The organism is Pseudomonas sp. LP_7_YM (genome assembly GCF_004364435.1).
Lineage (GTDB): Bacteria > Pseudomonadota > Gammaproteobacteria > Pseudomonadales > Pseudomonadaceae > Aquipseudomonas.
This window is the reverse complement of the sequence record NZ_SOCT01000003.1, coordinates 1-16,212: the sequence shown is the minus strand read 5'-3', so window position 1 is coordinate 16,212 and position 16,212 is coordinate 1. Positions and strand designations below refer to the sequence as shown.

Annotated in this window: 21 protein-coding genes and 1 pseudogene; 7 read left to right on the top strand and 15 right to left on the bottom strand. The window is 51.9% G+C overall.

Annotated features, from left to right (window positions below):
- Window positions 1-11: 11 nt before the first annotated feature.
- The 4 genes from EC915_RS09015 to EC915_RS09000 are packed head-to-tail and all read right to left on the bottom strand — an operon-like array spanning window position 12 to window position 2,878.
- Window positions 12-815, bottom strand: coding sequence for a ThiF family adenylyltransferase (locus tag EC915_RS09015; RefSeq protein ID WP_133750195.1), 804 nt, complete (start codon window positions 813-815; stop codon window positions 12-14).
- A 16-nt stretch (window positions 816-831) separates the two neighbouring features.
- Complete coding sequence (locus EC915_RS09010) at window positions 832-1,521, bottom strand: 2OG-Fe dioxygenase family protein (protein ID WP_133750194.1); 690 nt, start codon at window positions 1,519-1,521, stop codon at window positions 832-834.
- A gap of 14 nt (window positions 1,522-1,535) precedes the next feature.
- Entirely contained in the window at window positions 1,536-2,576 is a 1,041-nt protein-coding gene (locus tag EC915_RS09005; protein ID WP_133750193.1) for an iron-containing redox enzyme family protein, read from the bottom strand.
- A 32-nt stretch (window positions 2,577-2,608) separates the two neighbouring features.
- Window positions 2,609-2,878 (bottom strand): 4Fe-4S binding protein, encoded by a 270-nt coding sequence (locus EC915_RS09000; RefSeq protein ID WP_133750192.1) that lies wholly within the window; start codon window positions 2,876-2,878, stop codon window positions 2,609-2,611.
- A 327-nt stretch (window positions 2,879-3,205) separates the two neighbouring features.
- Between EC915_RS09000 and EC915_RS08995 the strand changes: the two genes are divergently transcribed.
- A complete protein-coding gene (locus tag EC915_RS08995; protein WP_133750191.1) occupies window positions 3,206-3,874 on the top strand; it encodes a glutathione S-transferase family protein in 669 nt (222 codons plus the stop codon).
- A 345-nt stretch (window positions 3,875-4,219) separates the two neighbouring features.
- Here the strand turns inward: EC915_RS08995 and EC915_RS08990 are convergent, their stop codons facing one another.
- From EC915_RS08990 to EC915_RS08975, 5 genes are all read right to left on the bottom strand, one after another.
- Window positions 4,220-4,615 carry a TetR family transcriptional regulator gene (locus tag EC915_RS08990; RefSeq protein ID WP_133750190.1) on the bottom strand — a complete coding sequence of 132 codons (396 nt, stop codon included), beginning with the start codon at window positions 4,613-4,615 and terminating at the stop codon, window positions 4,220-4,222.
- Window positions 4,612-6,198 (bottom strand): integrase, encoded by a 1,587-nt coding sequence (locus EC915_RS08985; protein WP_305955394.1) that lies wholly within the window; start codon window positions 6,196-6,198, stop codon window positions 4,612-4,614. Before EC915_RS08985 ends, EC915_RS08990 begins: the two co-directional genes overlap by 4 nt.
- Before the next feature lie 62 nt (window positions 6,199-6,260).
- Complete coding sequence (locus EC915_RS25440; protein ID WP_305955392.1) at window positions 6,261-6,500, bottom strand: hypothetical protein; 240 nt, start codon at window positions 6,498-6,500, stop codon at window positions 6,261-6,263.
- Window positions 6,497-8,173 carry a hypothetical protein gene (locus EC915_RS08980; RefSeq protein WP_133750189.1) on the bottom strand — a complete coding sequence of 559 codons (1,677 nt, stop codon included), beginning with the start codon at window positions 8,171-8,173 and terminating at the stop codon, window positions 6,497-6,499. The genes EC915_RS25440 and EC915_RS08980 overlap by 4 nt, the downstream gene beginning before the upstream one ends.
- Window positions 8,173-9,318, bottom strand: a complete 1,146-nt coding sequence (locus EC915_RS08975) for a site-specific integrase (RefSeq protein WP_133750188.1) — start codon at window positions 9,316-9,318, stop codon at window positions 8,173-8,175. Before EC915_RS08975 ends, EC915_RS08980 begins: the two co-directional genes overlap by 1 nt.
- Window positions 9,319-9,405: 87 nt before the next feature.
- Here EC915_RS08975 and EC915_RS08970 point away from each other — a divergent pair, with 87 nt between their 5' ends.
- The 3 genes from EC915_RS08970 to EC915_RS08960 all read left to right on the top strand — a co-directional run bounded on the left by EC915_RS08970 (window position 9,406) and on the right by EC915_RS08960 (window position 11,753).
- Window positions 9,406-10,662 carry a Y-family DNA polymerase gene (locus EC915_RS08970; RefSeq protein ID WP_133750187.1) on the top strand — a complete coding sequence of 419 codons (1,257 nt, stop codon included), beginning with the start codon at window positions 9,406-9,408 and terminating at the stop codon, window positions 10,660-10,662.
- 138 nt (window positions 10,663-10,800) lie between these two features.
- Window positions 10,801-11,445, top strand: coding sequence for a hypothetical protein (locus EC915_RS08965; RefSeq protein ID WP_133750186.1), 645 nt, complete (start codon window positions 10,801-10,803; stop codon window positions 11,443-11,445).
- A 5-nt stretch (window positions 11,446-11,450) separates the two neighbouring features.
- Window positions 11,451-11,753, top strand: a complete 303-nt coding sequence (locus tag EC915_RS08960) for a hypothetical protein (protein ID WP_133750185.1) — start codon at window positions 11,451-11,453, stop codon at window positions 11,751-11,753.
- Window positions 11,754-11,827: 74 nt separating this feature from the next.
- On the opposite strand, the gene EC915_RS08955 is transcribed toward EC915_RS08960, so the two are convergent.
- Window positions 11,828-12,322 (bottom strand): type VI secretion system tube protein Hcp, encoded by a 495-nt coding sequence (locus tag EC915_RS08955; RefSeq protein WP_133750184.1) that lies wholly within the window; start codon window positions 12,320-12,322, stop codon window positions 11,828-11,830.
- 75 nt (window positions 12,323-12,397) lie between these two features.
- Here EC915_RS08955 and EC915_RS25200 point away from each other — a divergent pair.
- Window positions 12,398-12,947 (top strand): annotated as a pseudogene (locus tag EC915_RS25200) (DNA polymerase V subunit UmuC); the annotation flags it as partial.
- Between the two features lie 101 nt (window positions 12,948-13,048).
- Here the strand turns inward: EC915_RS25200 and EC915_RS08945 are convergent.
- The 3 genes from EC915_RS08945 to EC915_RS08935 all read right to left on the bottom strand — a co-directional run bounded on the left by EC915_RS08945 (window position 13,049) and on the right by EC915_RS08935 (window position 13,901).
- Complete coding sequence (locus tag EC915_RS08945; RefSeq protein ID WP_133750183.1) at window positions 13,049-13,333, bottom strand: type II toxin-antitoxin system RelE/ParE family toxin; 285 nt, start codon at window positions 13,331-13,333, stop codon at window positions 13,049-13,051.
- Complete coding sequence (locus tag EC915_RS08940) at window positions 13,323-13,562, bottom strand: CopG family ribbon-helix-helix protein (protein ID WP_133750182.1); 240 nt, start codon at window positions 13,560-13,562, stop codon at window positions 13,323-13,325. Before EC915_RS08940 ends, EC915_RS08945 begins: the two co-directional genes overlap by 11 nt.
- 162 nt (window positions 13,563-13,724) lie before the next feature.
- Complete coding sequence (locus tag EC915_RS08935) at window positions 13,725-13,901, bottom strand: DUF3606 domain-containing protein (RefSeq protein ID WP_133750181.1); 177 nt, start codon at window positions 13,899-13,901, stop codon at window positions 13,725-13,727.
- Window positions 13,902-14,576: 675 nt separating this feature from the next.
- On the opposite strand from EC915_RS08935, the gene EC915_RS08930 reads away from it, so the two are divergent.
- Window positions 14,577-14,861, top strand: a complete 285-nt coding sequence (locus EC915_RS08930; RefSeq protein ID WP_133750180.1) for a DUF1778 domain-containing protein — start codon at window positions 14,577-14,579, stop codon at window positions 14,859-14,861.
- On the top strand, window positions 14,819-15,343 hold the full coding sequence (locus EC915_RS08925; RefSeq protein WP_133750179.1) for a hypothetical protein: 525 nt from the start codon (window positions 14,819-14,821) through the stop codon (window positions 15,341-15,343). The genes EC915_RS08930 and EC915_RS08925 overlap by 43 nt, the downstream gene beginning before the upstream one ends.
- 275 nt (window positions 15,344-15,618) lie before the next feature.
- On the opposite strand, the gene EC915_RS08920 is transcribed toward EC915_RS08925, so the two are convergent.
- Both EC915_RS08920 and EC915_RS08915 read right to left on the bottom strand, forming a co-directional pair.
- Window positions 15,619-15,861, bottom strand: a complete 243-nt coding sequence (locus EC915_RS08920; RefSeq protein ID WP_133750178.1) for a DUF4224 domain-containing protein — start codon at window positions 15,859-15,861, stop codon at window positions 15,619-15,621.
- Window positions 15,862-15,965: 104 nt separating this feature from the next.
- Window positions 15,966-16,212: transposase domain-containing protein (locus EC915_RS08915; protein WP_133750177.1), on the bottom strand; the 247-nt coding region annotated here is incomplete at its 5' end.

The following is a 16,212-nucleotide window of genomic DNA, read 5'->3' as shown; positions in this document are numbered from 1 at the left end:
CCGTCCTGGAATCAGTTTTTCTTGTTTTCAGTAAATATCAACGCTCTGAGATCGAACTCATAGCTATGCGGAATCGATTTGACATTTGAGGTCTGCCCCAAGAGCAACATGTGAGCAATCATTGAGCCAAACGAAGTCGCCATCAAACATGTCGCACTTAACGACGATACCTTTTGCTTCTCAAAATCAAGCTTCGGCGAGTCGATATACTGCTTGTATAACTTTGAAGGTGCCAGCTTTCCTCCAAACTTCTTGAGGCTTTCGAGTTCGGTATCCTGATCTGAAATATCAAAGAACTCTTCGAAGGTCGGGCTATTCGGCAGAAAAACATGCACCGTCACCCCGTAGGCGACCGGGCAGCACAGCACGACTGGGATACTTCTGCGGCGGGCTTCCTTATAAAGCAGGAGCCGTGGCTTGATTACAAAAAAATCCAGCGTATCGCATACAACGTCAACACCGCTGAGGTAGTCACTGACATTGAACTCATCCAGATAATCGATGGCCTGCACCGATACCTGCGGGTTAATGGACAGCAATCGCTCAGACAATACTTCCGACTTCTTCCTCCCGATAGTGTTCGTTGAGCAACCGAACTGCCTGTTCATGTTCTCAGGACCAAATGTATCCGCATCAGCAATGTTTACACCGCCAACCCCCATACGTACCAGACATTCGGCATAGGTGTACCCGGTCCCCCCACATCCAGGCACCGCGACTCGTTTTCCAGCGAGAATATCGAGTTCTTGCTGCGACACCAGCCCGATCATGCGACTAAACAAAACATCTCGGGAAAAATCATTTGGCTGTTGCATCGTTATCTCCAGTAAATTAGGCCTGTACGGATTCAATGACTTTCTTTTCAAACTCATCGCCGTGCCAGCGATCAGCCCAGGGCGAAAATGCGACGACGAAAATATCGCGATATCCCTCTTCATTGACCGGAATAATCTCAGTCACGTCATGGAACATATTTTGATCATCAAGGAGCACCGCCTGGCCTTCGAGAAGAATGTCGTTGTAGAAAGGTTCCGTATCGTCTGCATTGCGATACAGGCTCATCTCAGCGCCGTTAATATCTTTTCGGGCCACCACGCCAATCATGACAAATGAATGTCCGTCTCTATGTCGCCCTTCTGGAACGGTAACGCCCTTCAACTGCGGATTAACAATCACCCGGTATTGATGGACATTGATCTGCCAGTCCTGTACTTTATCCAGAGCAATCTCGATTGCCCCTCGCTCAATGAATGGCGTGAAATCCACCTCGATAGGCTCATAGAACCTTTTTATTCCGCCAGCCACAGGATTATATTTAGAAAATGTCATGTACGGGCGATGCGCTAGAAGTTCAAAGTCCCAGGCCGTTTCGTTGAAAGACATCTTGTACTGGGAGAACCTTCTGTAGCGATTACCACCACCCATGTATTGATCCAATGCCAACCGTGAAAAACTATCGACTACATCAGTTGGTATTGCACCGAGTTCAATGATACTGAAACCATCATTATTGATAGGCATAGACTGCTCACTCCTTAAGCCAATGTCTTTGCGGTGTTTCCGAGATGGGCACTCAATTCGTCCAGATAACGTGCCGAAGAGTTAATCCGAATAAGTGCACCCACCGCAATTTCACGGCCGATACGGGGATCTTGATCTACCAACGGAGCAACGACGTTGTTAAACCAGCCATTGGCGTGTTCCGTGTCAATATAGACATGAAGCTTGTGATATTGAATACCGTGGGAAGGCAAATTATTTCTCTCCCATGCCTTGATCACGTGTTTGAAGCGCCGTGGCGCCAAGTATTCAGTGACACCGAAATACCCTACCGCCTTAAAATAATGACGGCGAGACAGCGCGAGGCAAGAACTGACGTTCCCGGAAACGATCGATTGAAGCAGCATTGCGCTGGACAAATCAGAATCTTCGACGCCTGCGGCCTTCAAAGTCTCCGCAAACATTCTGGAATGTACTTCAGCCTCGACTCCATTGCCCATTTCGTCAAAATAATTCTTGGCCAATTCAAGCTTTTGGCCAACCGGTAATCCAATCTGCATAAATGCCAGAATGTCGTCAAATTTCGGATCGAGATTGGTTTCTTGAATCAAGTAATACTTAACATCCGCTGCGGACGCATCCTCACTTAAAAACTGGGTATAAAAAGGATGCACACTGGAGGGAGTTTTTGACACCAGTTTTTTCAACCATTTTACATACTCTTTACCGTTTACCGGAAAGTCACTGACATCTTCATCAGACAGGCCTTTCATTTCAAACTGAAGCATTGCGCTTTCAAATACCGATTGAACGTCACTGACAATTGGCCGTCGATCAGCATTTACCTGTTCAATGCGCGCACACTCGAACTCATTCCGGTAAATGATAGCCAGACACTCATGCAGCGCCGCTAGGGCTGTTTGATTGTTGTTGACATAGGCCTCATGCGCCAACATTTGAGCAGATTGATTAATATTTTTCCGAATCGCGAAATTTTCATTCACGGAGTTCCATTCATCGGGGTTGCGCTCCATCGCAACAAACCATTCGAGCAGATCTAACCCTTCCACATTCATTGCGAACATCCTTATAAATTGATTTACCGTAGTTACTTTGCAGTGACTGATTTAAAAATCACGGGCGAAGTTTTGGATAGCTCTGAATTCAGAGCTATCACATCGTGGTTTTCACCAGAGTATTCTTCGGGATTGATAATTGCGTCGACAGGACACTCAGGCTCACATACACCACATTCGATGCAGGTATCCGGACAAATAACCAGTTGGTAGTCGGCATCGCGAAATGCGTCAACGGGACAGACATCTACGCAGATGGTAGATTTGCATGAAAGACACTCTTTCCCAACTACGTATGGCATCTGGACGTTCCTTCGTCGTTAAGTTTCGAATCATGCTGCCTCCGACAATCACATGTTTTCCTGATTGCCAGAGAGCGCAGCCATTTAAGTGTTATTTATTTTTTCTGTACACTGTAGAAAACTACAGGTGCGGCAAAAAGTAGATTCGTGTACCAGCATGAAGCACGCAATACTTTCGGGCTTCAGCCAAACCAGGCTCGGTCCTTTCAAGTACGACACCTCTGTTGGCAGCTCTGGCTTACGCCTTACACGCGCCACATGAAAAGTGCTAGACTCGGTCGCAATAGGCATGTTCATTCAAAATAACTGCTGAACCACGAGGCCCGCATGTACCTTCTTTATTACTCACCCGGTGCTTGCTCACTTGCAGCACATATTCTTCTTGAAGAACTGGGACAACCGTTCAAACTGGAATTTCGCTCAGCACTGAAAGGCATCGGCACCCAAACTCCGGAATACCTGAGCATTAACCCGAAAGGCCGGGTCCCAGCCCTGCTTTGTCTTGATAGCCCCATCGGTGAAGTAGCCGGAGTTTTGACAGAGTTACCTGCCATCTTGCTTTATCTGGCTAACCAATCGACACCTGTACGCTTTATCCCCGACACTCCAGGCGAATTAGGGCGATGCCTCGAGTGGTTGAACTGGTTATCAGGGACAGTGCACAGCCTTTCTTATGGACAGGTCTGGCGGCCACAACGGTTTATCGACGATGAAAGTCTGTTTCCTGCCATTGTTAAAAAAGGCCGCAGCAACGTTATGGATAACTACACGTTTATCGAGCAGCACATCGCTGCGCAGAGTGATCGTCCCTTACTAAGTACTTATAGTATTGTCCACCCCGTTCTTCTTGTTTTCTGGATGTGGGGAAAGTGGATTGATATAGATATGGGCACTCACTTTCCCAATTGGACTCAACTCGTTCAGTCGATAATCGAACGACCTGCCGTGCAACGAGCCTTGGCAACTGAGGATATTGATATAAATATTTTCAAGTAAAATTCCTAAAGCATTAGTATCCCCCTACGGACTTTGAATAGGGCTTGCAAATTGATCGAATGACACAGTAGAGCCCCTGACCATGCTGTTTGCTTTGCCAAACCTGTGGATGGTTCGAAAAACTCTCTTGATATGGATGAGTTACGTCTGTAACACGGAGAGGTCGGCTCACAAACCCAACCAACGTTGCACATAGGGGCGTTTCGCGACAGTTAGCGCTGATCGTGGTGGTTTTTTCACCTCGCCACGCAGACGTGGCAAGTTGATCGGAGCTCCCCTAGATTGGAGTATCAAGGCGTTTTCATAGCAGCGATGGAGTAAGCGCTTTCGCAGCTAGTACCTAGCCTATGGCAGATCCACTACCTTGGCGCCGCTTTGCTTAGCTTTCAGCACACGAGCCTCGGCTATCAATACCTCGTTAATTGAAGCGAGACTGGCAACCTTTACGCGTAGCTCCTCATTCTCTTGCCGGAGCATTCGATTTTTCTCGCGTTCAGCCAAGAGATCCTGGTGTTTCACATCCCGCTGGGCACGACTCGAACGCCCCTGAGTTTCGCGGATCGCCTCGGCGACGGTGGGGTAGTGATTGTGAATCAGAGCGGTTGAAACACCGGCTTCCCGCGCCACCGCGGCGATAGTGACCTTGGATTCGCCGCTATGCGCCCGACCGCGCAGGATACGTGCAAGTGCGAGTTGCAAATCCCGCTCTCGGGCGTCCGAGGGCTTGCGTTTAATGGTCATGCTACGTTCTCCTCCGGGTCGTATCCAAGTTGCATGAGCACGTCACGACAGCGATCCAAATCACGCAATACGCGCTGGCGGCCACCGTCACCAATGTCGTGGCAATCCAACAACCTCTTCAGGTTGTCGTAAAGGCGCTGGTAGATACCAACGTGTGCACCTCCAATCACGGCGTTGTTGCAGTCGCCGCAGCGCGTTCGCTCCATGGTGTTACCTACGCAACGATCATCATCGGCGGTACACCAGGCGTGACCATTACTTCGAATCGCGGTGCTCTCAGCAATCGATGTCACCATTGAGGCGTGGCTCTTGAAGATCGCGAGGTTCGCCGAATCGCGCTGCCAATGCTTGATTGATCGACCGTAGCCGCCAGTCAGCGGTGTGTCCCCCAGCCAGGTGCCGACGACCTCGGACTTGATGTCTTCGAGTTCTGACTGGATGTCTTCGTATAGTTCGATATCGAGATGCTGCCCCCAATCTTGATCCATGGCGTAGCCCAAGGTCATGTCCATGGACCAGTGTGCGAAATGCTCACGCAGGTAACGCAGGTCGCCGAATTGACTGTGTGCGGCATAGTTGGCGAATTTACGACGAAATTGATGGCTGGCTAAGATCCAGTTCAGACCACAGCTCTTCGCGTACGCTTTGAGGCACATGTTCCATGCCGAACCCGAGAGGGTACGAACTTGATTACGTTTGGTGGCCGCCACCCCGAGAAAGAGAGCATGCCGATGCTTCTGCGCCGTGGCGATTTGCGGATCACTCGAATTGAGCATTCTTCGCTCGGAGATCTCAGCGTCGATCATCGCCTGGTACGGCTTGGCCCAGCGTTCCATTAAACGCAACACGTGCACAGCAATTTCTGGAATCATCCAGTCGTGCACGCCGGTATCGGTTTTTTCCGACGTGGAGCGCAGCCAGTGAAAGACCGTGCCTTCATCGTCTTCCGTACGGTGGTGCGCGCCAGATTTTACGTTGGCCAACTCATGATTACGGCAACCGGAGGTGCTGGCCAGAACGATATAGGAAGCGGTTCTCAAATCCTTGATCGCTTGATTGAATGCCTCAAGCCCGCCTTCCCACCCAAGAGCCGTCAGCTGGCGAACCTTATGCTCCTGAACTGATCTGGTCACCTGTCCCTTGCGTGCTACAGCGACGCTATCGAGGGTGTCGCGCAGATCGAGCAGACGCTCACCGTGCTGAACCTGTTCATAGGCCTTCTCGAACAACGTACAAAACACTTCGTCTGGTATCAACGGCGTTTTGCCGGCCTCACTGTTGAGGGAGGCTCTACCGGCCAAGGCTCTCGCCGATGTATCAGGCCAGGGATGTCTTGGGATTGGGTCGTTGGTGTACTGACTGAGCTCATGAAGCGCCTCGACTGACATAAAACGACGCTCAAGGGCCGCCGGAGACAGCGCCTGCCCCCGATTGCGACGCGTCTGTCGGATCTCCCGACATTCGGCGACGTAATTTGCACAAATCATGGGCGTTACAGCGTCGAAGTGATCGAGCTTAAGCGCGCTTAGATACCGCAGGAAGGGCAATACATTTTCAAAAACATTGCGCAAAGTACTTGCCACGGGACGCTTCTGCCCTGCGCGACCGCGTCGTAGGTAGCGGTACAAGAGGGACTTCATCACCGCTACAAACGCAGGGGAACACGATCGAAGTCCAAGTTCCTCATGTTGTCCGGTACATTGCTCGTCAACCCTTCGAGCTGCCAAATGTCATCGCGATAGCGACTGAGAATGACCCAGCGGCCATCAACATGAATGGCGCTGACAATGAGTGCTTCACGGTCGCTCTCGGGCAACTCACGTATATCCCCTGGCTGTAGTTCGATACTTGCCCAGGGCAACATGGTCACATTGCTTTTGCTCATGCAAACATCTCCAGACTTTCCACTACATCGGACGACCAAAACGGGTGCGGATCGCGGCGAGCCTGCTCGCGAGCAGCTTCAACGGCGGCCGATTTGAAGGTTCCACGCCGCAGCCCTTCAGCCACGATATAGTCGTCAATCAATCGAGGAATATGCGCGTACTCCTGCGCCCAACGCCGTTTGTTCATGCGAGGACGCTCCGCAAACACACGAAAGTAAAAACTAAATAGCCGGTGTAAATCGTCTCCTGTGACCGCGTAATGCTTGCATCGCAAGCAGTTGAGGAATGAAAAGCACGCTTCCCCCTCACGTTTTGGCGCATATTGGCCGTTCACTGGATCACCGCAGCGCCCCATTGGGGTAGTTTTGTAAGTAGCGCCAATAGTCCGGCTGAGTAATTCCTGAACCATTATCTCGCCCATAAACTGCCAGTTGCGCCTCGCGTCTGCGCTAGGTGCCAAGTAATTTCGTCCGGCCACCTGTGGAGTGTTACCAAGCGCGATGGCCGTGGTCATCAGGTCACCCGCGAGCAATTCGAATATTCGGTTGGCAAACGTTTTACGTAGTCGAGAGATGTTGATGCGAAGCGGCTTACCATCCGTATCGACGAGTCCATAATCGGTCACCAATTTTCTGGACGCTGTTTTCAACGCGACATCAGTCAGCGCAATGACCCTGCCAAGGCCCGGCCCCCGGTGCACGCGATACAGCCAAACACAATCCTTGACGTTATCTGGCGCCTCCGCGCGCAGCGGTTCGCTGTGAGCAAAGACACGGCGGATCAGGCGCTCAATGTTGGTCTTGATGGTTGGGGTAGACTCCAGAAGACGCGCAGTGGCGCTCTCTGAGCGCAGAGCCACCTTACTGCTGCTGTGTCCGCGACGTTTCCAGAGGACTAAAAAGACACTGTTGTCTTTGGGGTGAGCGCGCAGGCAATCGTGCCCCATCTCCAGCAGCGGCGTGGAGTTACGCCCAGTGTGCAGCGCAACGGTCAACAAGGCATAAGCCAGTAGCTCACCTGTCACAAAGACGTCTTCATTCCAGATTGGCAGGGTCGCCTGTTTTAATGCTGAGGTGAACGCTTGTCGCTGGCGTTTCGGTAGTGGCGTTTCACCCTTACTTTTGCCACTGTTTGGGAACGGGTTGCGCGGAAACGTCGCATCGTCCCCTGTGGTGACCAACGAAATTATCCCTCTGCGGCCCAACGCATGAAGGACGCACTTCATACCGGTGTAGTGAGTACTCTGGCTAAGCGTGGTAATGCCCAATCCAGCAAGGTGACCAAGAAAATCGTCAATCAATGCACGGTCAATGTCGTTTAGGGTCAACTCACGGCTGAGCGCGGTTGCACGCAAAATCATGAAGTTAAGGAAGTGGCGTAAACCGCCTTTACAGAAGCTTGCTACGGTACTCGCTTCGACCCCAGTGTCCTGCTGGGCCAGAAAGCGTTCAGTCTGTCGCTGACAGGCATAGGTAATCGAATCGATACCCACGCCATACCAGAAAGCGAAGTCGATGCCGCGCGAGCGAGTGGCATTCCTTCCGAAGTCGACCCTTGTGTGGACAGGTGGAATCACTTCGGGGAGAACAATGACAGACCCGTTCGCGTCGTGACTATGCTCGACTTGCGGGATACTGAGGTCGGTCTTTAAGAAGACCTTGCGCCTCCCCATTAAACAACTCCCAAGTCGTCAGACAGTTCATCGTCGTAAGCCAGCACGGCGTTGTCGGCCAGTTCGTTGACCAAGTGCAGGTACACCATCGTCGTCTGGATCGAACTATGACCGAGCTGCCGCTGCACAAACACGAGCGGTTCCAGGCTGCTGCCATTGCGCTGAAGGGCGACCAGAGTATGGGTCGCGTAGGTGTGGCGAAGCATGTGCGTATGAACCTTGATCTCCGCACGCTTGCCAATTTCTCGGACAATGCGCTCGATGCGTTTACCATCATCGGCGTAGGGCTCACCAGACTGATTCAAGAACAGCGATTTGTGCTGAGTACGACTCAGTGATGCCCGCTCGCCACGAACCTGCACTACATATCGGTGCAGATCCGCGAGAAAGCGTCGACTGATAAAGATGTCACGCGGTTTGCTTCCCTTCGTGCGTATTCCATGACCATCGTGCGGATCAAGGCGAATCCGGATGTTGCGCTCGTGCCTGCCGGCTTTGTCCGGATCGAAGACATACGCCAACGGAAAAGAGGCGATTTCCGCCCGCCGCAGGCCCGTCTGAAGTCCAAGTCGAATCATCATTCGGTGATGCGGATTTTCCGCCTTCTCCAGCAACACCTTAATCTCGTCCATGCTGAGGAACTTCGGCAGCACCCGATGCTGACGAGGCATGACGTCGTTCACCATCGCCTTTCCGTCGCTGGCATTTATGTGTGCAAGAAAGCCGGTGGGCCGTCTGACCTTCCGCTCCTCATAACCAAACGGCAGTCTACTCACCCATCCCTGCTGCTGAGCGTACTCATAGAATTTGCAGACATAGTGAAGTCGTTGACGGGTCGTTGATCGGGCTAACTGACACTCCACCAAGCAGTAGTCCCGGTAACCCGCGACAACACTCTTGGCCTCGCCACGCTCCACATCGCGCCAGTCGAGGTCATGTGCCTGAAGGAAACTGAAAAAGTCGTACAGAGCACGCCCCATGCTTGGCCATGATTTGCTCGACCCAATAGCTCCTCGCAATAAAAAATGACGCATGAATTCATTGGCAGGAACGCAACTGTCCATCGTGTCCCAAAGCAAGAGCGGAAAGCCTGGATATGGACGACCGCCAATCACCAAAGACTCAGTAGCCCACAGAAGCTCCATCTACTCCCCCTAACCTATGGTCTGAACTAACGATTCGATAATTATTTTCTAATTTATTATTTATAAAACACTTATGTCCTAACGTTTATCAAACCCCAGAACAACAGCTTCTACGCCAGCTGTGAGCGGGTGTTCAGGCCGGACCTAGCCAAGACCCCCATCGTGGTGCTCTCGAACAACGACGGCTGCGTGATCGCGCGCAGCTATGACGCCAAGCCCTTAGTGAAGATGGGCGCCCCGTATTTCCAAATCAAAGACCACCTGCGACGTAACGGAGTTGTGGCATTTAGCAGCAACTATGCGTTGTACGGTCAAATGTCTGCACGCGTGATGACCATTATTGAGTCCATGGTCCCAGCGCTTGAGGTCTACAGCATTGACGAAGCTTTTGCTGATCTGACCGGCATACCGGGAGACCTCACCGAGTTTGGGCGAAGCATTCGGGCGAGAATTCTCAAGCACACCGGCATTCCTGTGGGTGTTGGAATCGCGCGGACGAAAACCTTGGCCAAGCTCGCAAACCATACGGCTAAGCGACTGCTGTCCAAGACAGGTGGCGTGGTCGATATCTGCGACCCCTTCAAACGTGATTGGACGCTGCGCAACACGGATGTAGGCGAGGTCTGGGGTATCGGCAAGCGCATGAAGGCCCACCTCGAGGCTATGGGCATCAAAACCGCGATGGACCTGGCCCAGGCCGATGCCTGGACGTTGAGGCAGAAATTCAGCGTCGTGATCGAGAAGACTGCCCGCGAACTTGCCGGTACGCCCTGCATGGAGCTGGGCGACGTTGATCCGCCGAAGCAGGAGATCTGCTGCAGCCGAATGTTCGGCACTCGCCTCACCGAAATCGAGCCGATCAAGGAGGCGGTGGCCACCTACATGCAGCGCGCTGCAGAGAAGCTGCGGGCACAGAACTCACTGTGCAAGAAAATCCGCATCAGCGTTCGCACAGGCATGTTCAACCCGGAAGAGGCCAAGTACGCCAACGGCGCGCTGGTCGAGCTGCCGTATCCCACCAACGACGTCAGGCTAATGACCAAAGCTGCCACTGAGGCCGTTGAGCGTTTGTTCCGGCCTGGCTTCAAGTACAGCAAGGCCGAGGTGCTGCTGATGGATCTGCGGCAGCCTGGTGAGTTTACGGATGATTTGTTTGCACAGTCGCAGTCTGTTGAAGCCGGGAAAGTGATGAGTGTGCTGGACGAAATCAATGGAAGGTGGGGCCGAGGCACATTGCGAGCGGCTAGCGTGCCTGTTGATCCCACGTGGGCGATGCGGCGTGACGTAATGAGCTGTAGTTACACAACCAATATAGGACAGCTATGGGTCGTGCGCGCTTACTAGCTGAACACCGCCCCAATTGCGGTAGGGAAAGTTGGGATTTGCCTTGACTCGGCTTCTGATATAGCTTGCTCAAGGCAATTGGACGCACAGCTTGATGGCCGAGTGTGTTGCCGCAAACTGAGTCAAGGACGAGCAAAAATGGAAGAGCTTTGCGATACAAGTACTAATAGCAGCCCTACATGGGGGCTGTTCGATGTTTTCAAATGGAAAGTCGTGCCTGAATCATTCGGCGGGGGTCGAGCCTACATTCAGCGTTTCAAAGATGCTTGGGTGGTGCATAACAAGCTTTCGATCAAAGCAACAGCGCTCAAGTATTCATTGCCGGTCCAGCTTTTAGCGGGGGTTTGCTGGATTGAAACTGGCGGCGATCCTAACTTTATCGATAGGGTGGCATTTGAGGTTCGAGCGTTCGATCATATTGGGAACTCATCGCATGTAGTAACGAATCCCCCAGCCAAAACCAGCTTCGGTTGGGTCAGTATACAGCTGCGAACTGCGGCATATACTCTTGGGCTTGACGCCGATAAGATGGAGATCAGCGAACTAAGGAGTTTATCTCATTGTCTAGAACGGGATGTATATAATATTGACTTGGCTGCAAAGCATTTGCGAATGCTTGCTGATCATGACCATTTCGTGTCCATTGGCTTCGAAGAGGTCCGGGTGATTGGCGCCCGGTATAATCGGGGGATGGAACTTTCGTTAGATAAAATTATGCAAAACACCCGTTATGGTGATTTTATCGTGAAGAATTGGTTGCGCTTTACCCAACTTATGATGTGAGACTTATGATCGCTAAAAAAGTCTGGACTCGTTTGGCTCTTTATTTAATCTATTTTGCATGCTTGCTGGCTTATGCAATGTTTCATGGTTCCAAGTACGACTGGATGGATCAGGGGGCGATGGGATCTTTATCGCAGGAAACTTCTATGAATTTTATTGAAGACCCTTCTGGTAATCGTTCGGTGTTTCGTGGCGTTATGTTTGTAGTTATTTTAGGAGTGCAGCTAGCAATTATGAGACAGTTTTCCAAGATCGAAGCTTTATTCACCGGTGTTCTGCTTTGTATTGTGATGATTGCTTTCTGGTGATTTTTTATAAAGCCCGCTAGCTTGTTTGCGGGCTCTTTCACGGAATATTTAACTGCGCCGGTTACGATTGGAGATTATGCGAATGGCTTATTAGCCGTCCTGTCCCAGCCGCCCGACACTATTCCAGCACTTGCTCCATCAACCCTGCGCTGTTGGGTATATTCAAATTTGATACGCCCATAATTCAGGGTAATAGTCTCTACTGGGAAACCTGCATGTTCTGCTCCCTGCCCACTTACTGTGGAGATCAGCACTTCTTCAAGGACAATATCTAAGTATTTGAATTTCTGAGTGCCCGCTCGATGTACCCGGATCGTCACTTTCTTGATGTGCGATCCTCGGCAGCAAAGCTCAAAAAGCTTAGGCGTTGCTCGATCAACATATTTGGCGATCCGGAAATCAGGCAGCGTAACATCCCCGGCGGAGGCGCCGCCGTTGGAACTGGCGGATTGGCTGATCGATTGAATGGCGTCATAGTGGTACGAAAGTAGTTCAACCCAACCTTTATGGTCGGCATCCAGCGATTCACCCTCAACACCTTCTACCTGCATGAATGCATCAAATGACATCTGTAGCTCCCTGCTATGTTTCGAAACATAAGATTAAGTATTCTAGATTAGAAACCGCCTGTACCATGTTCGATGCGCAAGGTATGGGCGAGGATCTGCAAATGTACGGTACCTCGGCGCATATTGAAATCATCCGAACGAACACCCCGCGCAGCGACCAACCATACCGCAAAATTGTTCATCGATAAAACTGGCGACGTGGTCGACATATGCAACCCATTCAAGCATGACTGGACGCTGCGCAACACCAACGTGGGGGAGGTGTTGGGGGTAGGTAAGCGGATGAAAGCGCACTTGGAGTCTATGGGCATCAAGACCGCCATGGACCTGGCCCAGGCAGATGCGTGGACGCTGCGACAGAAATTCAGCGTAGCGATCGAGAAGACCGCGCGGGAACTGGCCGGTACGCCATGCCTGGAGCTGAGCGAGGCCCGATCCGTCAAAGCAGGAGATCTGCTGCAGCCGGATGTTTGGCAGCCGGTTGACCGATATCGAGCCGATCAAGGAAGCGGTGGCCACCTACACTCAGCGCGCTGCCGAGAAGTTGAGAGCACAAAAATCACTCTGCAAAAAAATCTGCGGCTGCATTCGCACAGGCATATCCAACCTGGACGAGGCCAAGTACACCACACGACCGGACCCCAAAACGCAACTCACCGCTTGGACTCAAATGAATGGTATGCGTAAGGGGATCACGACGGAGTGGTCAAAGACACAAGCAGAAGGTTACCAACGCGCTGGTACAAGTCTGCGAGTGTGGAAAATTCGCAAAATTTGCAAACGACCGGATCTGAATCGATAAGGAATAAGGTAGGGATAAACGGGCATGGGCAAATCTCTAGTCCCAGAGATACGGCCCACCCGACCGATTGCAGGAAAGCGGGCAAGGTCTTCCACGCTAAGCCGCACTGCGGCAACAAAATCCATAGCGGCCTGAGGGCTATCCAGCGCTATGTGCGCAGCTTCATCATCGAGATTTTTTAGGGCAGTCCTTAGCCATTCAATCTGCATGGGTAGACCATTTCTCCATTACAGCATCTACTTCTTCGTCGGTCGCAAAGTCGCCAGCATCGGCTTCCACAATTGCTTTTCCGATTTCAGCTATCTGCCAAGCCTCGCGAGTCAGGTATTCACGAAGCGCGTCAATGGCGAGAAAAGATTTACTTCTACCGGTTGCCTTGGCAAGGCTGGCGAGCGTCTCCGCCAGTTCGTCTGGTAGACGTAGGGACATCATAGACATAACACCACCTGTGTAATTATATGTAATACGAGGTGATACTATGTCACGCCTCATACGTTCTAGCCAGAAATTCGCGAAACTTGAATTATGTCAGCGGGTATCCGAGGAGGGGAGAGGGAAGGCCCTGCTGCGAACGCTGTGACTGCAGCAGAGCAAATGTAGCTATTTGCCGAGCTTTTTACGAACATCAACAACCATTGGGCCGGCCGCCTTTGCTGCTGCTTTGAGCTGGTCTTCAGTTACGCCGAACTCCTTGGTCCAATATTTCAACTCCCACGGCTCGGACGTGTTTACGCGATTTCTGTCTTTCGGTCCACGATTGGAGAGATCATCAGCCATTTTAAGTATCCCTTTGAGTGACTTGGGGCGTTCCAGGCAGCTGAAGCATAGACTAACGGTCTCTGCTTCCCGCGCGGTCAACGGCTGGACCATGACAACGCCGAGGGAAGCGCAAAATTCAGTTCCGCAACTCGAAATATGATCGACTGAATATGCGGTTCGTAGGGCGGTCAAAAATCACATGTTGCGGAAGGTAAAAGTATGTAAGCGACTGATATATATAGTTTTTAATACCGGATTGCAAATCCGCTTACGCCGGTTCGATTCCGACCTCGGCCTCCACATTTAAAGCCCGTAAGATCAACGTCTTACGGGCTTTTTTGTGCCTGCTAAAAGTGAAAGTTTCTGCAACTTTCAAGATCGTTGCTGCAGCCTGAGCTTGTTGCCGCCCATTACGCTCCCCACGTCCGATGATCTGCATTCATTTTTTAGCGTTCCGGTTCTGCTCCGGCAGTGCGGACGAGGGTGTGGAAAGCTAAAATCCGTAAGTGCTTTGGCTATACGTATATACAATAGCTACACGTACTGATAGTCTTTGCTCGCGGACCGCATCCGCCGACTGCTAACGAAAACAACGGACTAGAGGCACTATTTACGTGACAGCTACGCAATATTTTCGGGCCATAGACCTACCTGACGGGCAAGGCTCAGCACTTATCATTTAGGTACCGTGACATGAACCAACTCTTAGAGCGCGATAAACCCGTCCCTATCAACATGCGGGTCGATACCAAAAAGCGCAGCCTGATTGACGCCGCAGTCGAAATACTTGGCACAGACCGGACCAGCTTCATTCTCGAGGCAGCGTGTAAACGCGCTGAAGAAGTGCTTCTGGACCGCAGGCTGTTCTTGCTGAGTGATGAAGCATTTGACCGATTTGAGCAGGCGCTCAACGACAATTCATTAGGGAATAACGAATGCGTCAAGAAATTGCTTGCAAAGCCGAAACCCTGGAGCTGACTCCACCGGAAAAGCTGGAAGAGCGTCACGTAGCAGATCAGTTTGAATCCGGTGAGGGTTCAATCGACGACTACATACGTAATAAGGCTTTAACGGCACAGCAGGCGAAGCATGCGATGGTGTATGTAGTTTGCTTCAAGGACACGAATATCATCGCGGGCTACTACACATTATCCAACAGTGCGGTAGATCGACGGCACGGCGCGACCGCAAAGCTCAGGCGCAATGCGCCCGACCCGTTGCCCGTGACCGTTCTCGGGCGGATGGGTGTAACAGCTAAAGCTGGCGGGCGGGGTTTGTCGCTTGGCTTGCTTGGTGACGCGATCGAGCGCTGCATTATCGCGTCTGAAATCATCGGATCTGCGGCCATTATCGTGCACCCCATGAACGAAAGGCTTGCGGCGTACTATGCCAAACACGCCGGGTTTATCCCGTGTCCCGACTTTTCTCCAATGACAATGATGCTTTCGCTTAGGCAGTAAGAACCAAGAAGCCCGCAGCCGCGGGCTTCTTGAGCTGTAGGGTTGGCGATCATTAAGCCCTCAATCGATTTCTAGCTTACTCATTTTGTGGGACTCACAATCTCTCCCACACGTCGGCTCAGGTCGTTGCCGAGCGGAATCTCTCGGCGTTTTCCAGCCTCTTCTTTGCCGTTGTAGTAGTGCCCGACCCAAAGTTTTCCGTTCCTGAACTTGCGGGTTCGCCGCAACATACGCGGCGGCAGGTCCCGATTTTCCTTGTTCTGGCTGCGCACCGTTTACCGCACGCGTGACAAGTCAAGTGTGCATGTTTCCGCCACTTCATTTGCAACGGATGGTTTAACGCCTGACAGCATCAGCCGCGCGTAGACGCGGCCTACGATCAGGCTTCTGGCCCCCGTCAGCACGTATTCCCAACCATTGTGGCTGAGCCACTGAATCTGCCGGGAGGGTGCCTGATAGCCGGTGATGGTTGCCGGTTCTTCATTGGCGAGAAACTCGCTTGGCACTTCCCAATCCATTCTGGAAAGTGAGCATCAGGGTCATGCGGCTATCTCCTTTTCGGTTGGAGTCAGGGTATCCGGTGCCTGCATTGTAAGCGTCCGCCGAAGTCACCTTGCACGACTTAGGCAGATACCCACTGATGCGGCAGCAGTTGCTCAATCTCACTCGCTCGCTGCGTCGGCAACCGCGCCAGCACATCTTTAAGATAGGCATACGGATCGTGCCCATTCATGCGCGCCGATTGGATCAAACTCATGATCGCCGCCGCCCGCTTGCCGCTGCGAAGCGACCCGGCAAACAACCAGTTGGAACGTCCAAGTGCCCACGGCCGAATCTGGTTTTCGACTGCGTTGTTGTCTATGGGTACA